Annotated in this window: 1 protein-coding gene; it reads right to left on the bottom strand. The window is 56.9% G+C overall.

Annotated elements, in window-relative coordinates:
• Positions 1-4,511, bottom strand: a 4,511-nt coding sequence (locus V6D20_12210) for a hypothetical protein (protein HEY9816543.1), incomplete at both ends; no start/stop codon positions are given.

Here is a 4,511-nt window from a genome sequence, read left to right as displayed (position 1 = left end):
TTCCCGGCGGAAAATCAGCCGGTAGATAGCAATGGGCACCAAGGGCGCATCCCGCAGGGGCGATGGATCTTGCCAGGTGATCACAATCCCGAGGTCGTCTGCACTATCGGCATCCGAATCACGGGATGCATCTGGCAGAACCGGCCGCAGGAGGTTGGGTGCAACGGGGCGTTGGGGGGCGATCGCATCTAGCAAAGGCTGATCGGACTGTCCCGGCGTCGTGACCACCACAGTTTGCTCGGCACGTTCCAGGGTATAGCGCACCTGCAGTTGAGCATTCACCGGCACCTGGGGCGGCTCGTTGGGATAGCGGGTGGCGACTAGGGTGAGGGGGCGGCCACGATGGCCGGCCATATCCACCGGCGTGATCGTATAGATATAACTGCGACCGGTGATGGGTAAGTTGGCCTGATCTTCCAAGGTCTCGGCATTGAAGTGATCCACCACCTGGAAACGCGGCTGTAGGTGCTTGAGGATGCCGCTGCTACCGTCATAGTGCAGCACCTCTGCTCCCTTCACGGTGTAGACGGCTTCGCGATCGCTGCCATCCAGGGAGCGGCGCTGCACATGGTAATGCACCAAATGCTGCTCGGGCTCGGCTTGGCAATCGGTACAGGCCTGATCCGGGCGATCGGGCCAAACGAGATCCCAAGCTAAGGCAATGGTATTGGCATCGGTGAACTGCTCCACCCGCTGAAACTGGGGCGGATTGCTTTCAAAGTTGGTGCTGGCCACGTTAAAGGTGCGCACCTGTCGCGCCTGGTCGCGATCCGGCTCCTTTTGGTCTGGCCCAAGGCGCTGGTAAATCTTCGGCCAGCCATTCTCCGCTGGATCATCAGCATGGGTAACTGGGGCAGCATCCGTCAACCACTGGGGCGGCTCACCCTGATAGCGAAACACCAGTCCCATTTGGAAGCCAATCATGGCGCTGGTATCTGTGGCTGTGCCAGCGGCATAGTCTCGTAGATCACTGACCATGTCTTGCACCACCAAACCCCGCAGTTGATGGGCCTGTTGGTTGAGGTCAGCGATCGCGTCGGTCTCGCCACTATCGTTGTAGACCGTGGTGTTGGGCTGGAAGGCCGCTTCTAGGGCCTGGTCATAGTCTGAATTGGGATCGCGCTTGAAGAACGGCGACGCGCGGAACTGCTCTAGGGCACCCCGCACCGCTGACTCATAGGAATCTTCGGTGGGATGATGTACCCGTTCATCGGTGACGCGTTGATCATGGTCGCGATCGCTCAAGGGATCGGGATCGCCCAACGGCACGGCTTTGTCTAGATCGTCATCATTGACAATGAAGGCAAAGGCCAGATAATCCTGCAGGGTTTGGGTGTCCTGCACCGTTGCTCCCGCATCATCTAAACTGGGTTCCTCCGTGACTGGATCAAAGCGGGTTCCTGAAATCACCACCGCATCCCAGTTGGCTCGCCAAGCAAAGGATTCTCCCGCCGAGCGCGATCGCCACTCCATGGCATCGGGATCATACTGTTCTAGGCTGAGCATGGGTAGATCTGGCAGCTCCATAGCAAAGTCGGCGGCGACGGTGTCTAAGGGCGGTGCTGGCAAGAAACCCCGCTCTTCCAAGTCCTGGCTACCAACGGGTGGTTCTGCCCGAGGAACCAGGACAAAGTAACCGTACTGGGGCCTATCTGATTCTGTAGACATATCTGTAGATACAGCAGATCCATCCGATCCATCCGACCCCCCAGCCCCGTCTGGAGCCTCAATCCAGAACACATCGTAGTTGGGAAGTGAAAAGCTACGGGACGCGCGAAACGCTTGCAGGGCTCCGGATGCTGCTTCTGCTTCTGCGGCGGCGATCGCCTCTGGATCTGCCTCTGCACTTAGCTCGCTGGCTTCTGGTTGGGATACGAATGCCTCGGGCTGAGCATCCAGAGCTGTGGGCAGAGATGACGAACCTCCTCCTCCTGCCAAGGGCGTAGCAGAACGGCTAGCTGGACTGGCTGGACTTACCTCCGCCGTCCGGGCTGCAGGGGGTGACGCGGCTACCCGAGCCGGTTCTGCCGCTTCCACACCCGGCACCGCTTCCACATCCGTTGCTTCTAGACCTACGGTCAAAAACGGTTCTGTACGGCTACGGGCAGCTAAGATATTGTGCTCCCGGAAACCAATGCGCACGCTGAGCTGAATGCCCCGTCCCATCAACCGCACCGATAGGGTGCCGTGGGCCCGGAAACCAGCACCGTCCGGGTTCACTCCCGCTAACCCCAGCTCCGCCGCTGCGGTAAATTCCAGCGAGAAGCTAAACCGGAAGCGCTTGGTCACAAAGATAAACTTGATCCAGAACTCAATGGCAACCCGAATGCGCACCTCTAGACCAATAGCGGCATAGAAAGCTGACCCGGCTGCAGGATCGTTAAAGTCAATTAGACCAATATATCGAGCCCCAAAGGCAGCATGAACATCTGCAGACACTCGGGCTCCAAAGATCCGTAGATTTTTCTCCGCTTCAAACCGAAAGCCGCCCCTCGCATAAAAACTGACGCCCACAACTAAGTTATCTGCCGTGGTGCGGAAGATAGCCCCACCGCGAATATCCACCTCCAGCGGCCCCACCTTCGTAGACCAGCGCAGCATATTGGGCCAGCCCAGCTCAGCATGGAATAGCCCTGGCTCAATCAGCAGCGTGGCAGAAAACTGACCGTTGTTCACAATCCGTTCCACCATCGGCGGAATAGGAATCAGATGTCCTAGACTGCCGTCGGGATTGGAGGAAATTTGGGCAATGAACCGCTTTTGCCGCACCGACAGCAGCACAAAGCCGCTCAGCAGCGGTCGCTCTCGCAGCCCGTCTACATCGTTGACAAACCCCCAGTAGTTGGTATTAAACCAACAGCGCACGGCCATGAAGAAGGTTAAATCACTGCGGAAGGCAATGATCGCGTCCATCACATAGAGACAGGGCAGTACCCGCTCCGCTGCCTCAATCCATTTGAGGGAATTGGGTGATGCTGAAGTTTGGGAAATCAGCGCTCGCAGCACAATCGTCCAGCGCAGCGCCTCGCCTTCGTCCTCTAAGTCTACGGCCCAGCGATCGCGCCGGGTTAAATCGCCCTGGGTACGAGAAAGCTTCCGCAGTTCTTGCAGGAGTTCGCGCAGACTGCCCGACTGATCGGCAGCGCGAATGCTGGCAATGGTGTAGCGATAGCCAAAGCCTAGCCCCACCTCGCGAATGTAGAGTTCTACGTAGGGAATGCGGAAGGTGACCTGCTCAATTTGCAGGAAGATAAACCAAGCCCGCACCCAGGGAGCATTTTCATTGCGCCGCACTCGCAGGAAGGCAAAGCTGGCTGCAATCACCGGCAAACCCTTAATTTCCAGCCGTCCCTCGCCAGCAAAGCCAGTGGCATCTGCTTCATCAATAAATTCCACCACGCCGTAGAGCTTAAATGCCTTGCCCGCCGTGATTTCCACCGTGAGCTCACGCAGGTATAGGCGAGGGATAAACGTACCTGGGCGCGGCAGGCCAATATATAGATCATGAACATCAATACGGGCGCTGATCGCATCCCCCTTGCCCTGAGCAAACTTTACCTGCCCAGCAATGCGCATGGCCGGCGCACCATCAAACTTATCGAACTGAGGTACAAATCCAAAGCCGCGAATCTCCATCTCGAAGCAGCCCAAGAGGCTAAATGATACGGGCTTCGGTAGGTCAATCAGGAAATTCACGTGGCGGGCAACGACGCTAGCATCCCCCGTCAAGGGACAGTCCACGAGTTCAATCTTAACGGCGCTGAGCAGCGCTAGCGGCCCATCGGTGCTGTCGCCCGGTGCTAGCCGATATTGGGCACTGCCGCTGATCGTAAAGTAAAGGTGAAACTTATCGTCGTTGACAAATTTTAGACCGATGGAATCAACCGAGAACTGGAAGCGAGTACCCTGACAGTTTAGTAACTTATCGCCTCCAATACGAGCGCCGCCTTCTACTAAGGTGAGATTGCCATTGCGCTGGGCAAATTGCAGCGAGATATCCACCATTGCTTCACCCACCAAGGCGGGCGGCAGGGGGCCAGAGCCAGCTAAGGTAAAGTCCTGAACGCGATTATCGACAATGGATAAGCGGCTGCCGTGGAACCGGAAACGGGTATCCACCCCATTCAATCGGGCAGGGCGATCGGTAACCTCAGCGGTGATGCTCAAACCCTTAGCAGAAATCGCTAGGTTGCTGAGGGCAAAGGTAATGGGATCATCGCTAGCGCGGGTGTAGTCTACCTCAATTACCGCGCCGTCGCCCTGGATGATTTTGTAGTCGTAGTTTTCCGTAACCAGCGTGAGGTGATGGAAACGGTCATCATCGGGCAGTTTTCCGCCCTGAAACCTCCAGGTCAGTCCGAGAAACTGTTTTTCTGGCAAAAATTCCTCATCCGACAGCAGCCGAATACCGCCGCTGTGCTCTACCCGAAACGCAAAGGTTTCCCAGTTGAGTGTTAAGTTAATGCTCGTGTTAAACTCTAGCTCCCCAATCAGAACGCCAAGCTCCAAGG

This window comes from Candidatus Obscuribacterales bacterium (genome assembly GCA_036703605.1).
Taxonomy (GTDB): Bacteria; Cyanobacteriota; Cyanobacteriia; order RECH01; family RECH01; genus RECH01.
Note: the sequence above shows the minus strand (reverse complement) of the source record. Positions and strands in the feature narration are given on the sequence as shown.